This is a genomic window from Bacillus sp. 491mf, assembly GCF_900112415.1.
Classification (GTDB): domain Bacteria; phylum Bacillota; class Bacilli; order Bacillales; family Bacillaceae_G; genus Bacillus_A.
The window spans coordinates 1-2,871 of record NZ_FOLV01000086.1 but is presented as its reverse complement, the minus strand read 5'-3'; the positions used below and the strand labels follow the sequence as shown (position 1 = coordinate 2,871).

The following is a 2,871-nucleotide window of genomic DNA, read 5'->3' as shown; positions in this document are numbered from 1 at the left end:
AATCGGGCTTTTACGGGCAGTTTATCTCCCACCTAACTTCTTAAGAAAAGCGGAAGCGGCTCGTTCAGAATCGTAGGACGTTGGAGCCCCCGACAGAGAGGCGCTTTTGGCCTCGTCCGAGGGGGCGAAACGACCGAAGATTCTAGCCGCTAGAGCTGGACAATGCTTTCGCTGAATTTTAAGGTGGGAGTATTACTGCCCGTTAATGCGGGATAAAGTGAAACTTGCACCAGGGTGCCCTTTCCCCGATGGTTAGTTAAACCAATCAGGCTCTTACGGGCAGTTTTCCCTTCCCGCTTCTTTCCTACCTTTTACTGCCCGTTAGAGCGGGATAAAAAAAAGAAACATTCCTTATTCAGGAATGTTTCTTTTTGCTGTCATTACTTTTTAGTAACGTTAGCAGCTTGAGGTCCGCGGTTACCTTCAACGATTTCGAAAGAAACTTCTTGACCTTCTTCTAAAGTTTTGAAGCCTTCGCCTTGAATTGCAGAGAAATGTACGAATACATCTTCGCCACCTTCAACTTCGATGAAGCCAAAACCTTTTTCGCCGTTAAACCATTTTACTTTTCCTGTTTGCATTGCATGTACCTCCTAAATAAAAAAGAAATCTATCTATTGGAAACTACATACAACGGTCGAGATAAACATCATGATTTCCTCACAAGCTAATGCTTTGAAACGAACACGCTTTATTTCCGTACCACATTATGCAGCTCAATAGTTCTTTTACTATACCATGCCCGGAATAAAACGTCAAACAAAACAGAAATGTCTTATTTGAAAATTAACAAAACTTGTATTTTCTATTTTGAAATCTTTCGGTACAATATAGATGTATTAATACATATTTATTATTTGAGGTGAACTGATGAAAGCACATGAAATTGAATACAAATTATATGGCGATGACATGCAATTTGTTGAAATTGAATTAGATCCAAAGGAAAGCGTAGTTGCTGAAGCCGGCGCTATGATGATGATGGAAGACAATATTGAAATGGAAACTGTATTTGGTGACGGTTCTGCCCAAACAGGTGGATTTTTCGGAAAGCTTGTTGGTGCTGGGAAACGTCTTGTAACAGGTGAAAGCTTGTTTATGACTGTATTTACAAACACAGGATATGAAAAGCGTCACGTCTCATTTGCAGCACCGTACCCTGGGAAAATTATTCCTGTTGATTTAACGAAATATCAAGGAAAAATAATCTGCCAAAAAGATTCTTTCCTCTGCGCTGCCAAAGGTGTTTCTGTCGGTATTGAATTTACAAAGAAAATGGGTAGCGGTTTCTTCGGGGGCGAAGGATTTATTATGCAAAAGCTTGAAGGTGACGGCCTTGCGTTCATGCATGCTGGTGGAACAGTTTATCAGCGTGATTTAAAGCCAGGAGAAAAACTCAAAATTGATACAGGCTGCCTTGTTGCTATGACAAGAGATGTTGACTATGATATTCAATTTGTTGGGAATGTGAAAAGCGCAATCTTCGGCGGCGAAGGTCTATTCTTCGCAACATTACAAGGCCCTGGAACAGTTTGGGTTCAATCCTTAACATTAAGCCGCTTAGCACAGCGCATTGTGGGATCAGGAGCAACTAACTCTGGAGAAGGTAGCATCCTTGGCGGAATCGGCCGCATTCTTGATGGGAACGAATAATCTTGTAACAGAATGAAACATACATCCTCCTCATATATTTATATAGATTCATTCTAATTTTTCAGCATGAAGTCATTGCTATGCAAAACGAAAAGTAACTTACACTCTCTTTGTTTTGTTTGGCATATGGCAAGAAGAGGATCTGACCGTTTCTATGTATGGCCAGATCCTCTCGCTCTCTGCAAATTTTCAATTGATATTTATATAAATTACGCTTCAACATGAGGAGGATTTTTCTATGCCAACTTCCGTATCCTTCCATAAGGATACCGCTGTATTGTTAGCTACTTGCTGTGAATTAACATATGAGCAATATAATCAAAATGGCATTTTTACTATTCCGAAAGGCTTTCGGTATGTCCAAGGCTTTCAAGCAACCGCTATTCAAATGACAGAATGGTTTGGATTCATTTTAGAATCAGACGATCAAATTATTGTAGCCTTTCGCGGAACACAATCAGATCGTGATTGGATTGCTGATTCTATCGTCCAACAAAAACCGTACCCATTTACCGCAAATAGCGGGAACGTTCATAGTGGATTTCTTTCTATTTATGAATCATGCCGAGATACAATTATGGACACCCTCGTTTCCTTGCCTTCCTCAAAAGCCCTTTTCGTTACAGGACATAGTTTAGGAGGAGCTCTTGCCGCTTTGCACATACTAGATGCCCGTGTAAACACTTCATTTCCTCATTACACACTCTACAATTTCGGCTCTCCAAAAGTCGGTGATATCGCCTTTCGAAATTATTATAAAATGCAAGTTGCCAATAGTTTTCGCTTCGTAAATTTATTTGATGTTGTTCCGCTTCTTCCACCCCGTAAAGTACAATTTGAAGAAAATGAATGGGAATATTCCCATACCCATCGCAGTATGACATTTACGAAAAATATGCATTCCTTTATAAAAAACCATCATATTACTACGTACAAAATGGCAATTTCTTCTCATTTCCAGAGAGATACATTGAAAGAATTGTAGTAAACTTTTTATCATATCTGGCGAGAAGACCTCCACCTCAAGCGCGGAACGGTAGGTGGGCGAGAGCAACTGGCCATGCATAGAAGCGATTTATCCCGCTATTCGTGGGCAGTAATACTCCCGCCTCAAAATTCAGCAAAAGCATTGTCCAGCTCTAGCGGCTAGAATCTCCGGCCGTTTCGCCCCCTCGGACGAGGCAAAAAGCGCCTCTCTGTCAGGGGCTCCAACGTCCT

The 2,871-nt window shown here is 41.0% G+C and carries 3 protein-coding genes; 2 read left to right on the top strand and 1 reads right to left on the bottom strand.

What is annotated here, in order from left to right:
* Nucleotides 1–380 precede the first annotated feature (380 nt).
* Nucleotides 381–581 carry a cold-shock protein CspD gene (gene cspD, locus BM211_RS25635; RefSeq protein WP_035432508.1) on the bottom strand — a complete coding sequence of 67 codons (201 nt, stop codon included), beginning with the start codon at nt 579–581 and terminating at the stop codon, nt 381–383.
* A 289-nt stretch (nt 582–870) separates the two neighbouring features.
* Between cspD and BM211_RS25630 the strand changes: the two genes are divergently transcribed.
* Nucleotides 871–1,653 carry a TIGR00266 family protein gene (locus BM211_RS25630; protein WP_035432505.1) on the top strand — a complete coding sequence of 261 codons (783 nt, stop codon included), beginning with the start codon at nt 871–873 and terminating at the stop codon, nt 1,651–1,653.
* A gap of 238 nt (nt 1,654–1,891) precedes the next feature.
* Entirely contained in the window at nt 1,892–2,638 is a 747-nt protein-coding gene (locus tag BM211_RS25625) for a lipase family protein (protein ID WP_035432503.1), read from the top strand.
* The last annotated feature ends 233 nt before the right edge of the window (nt 2,639–2,871 follow it).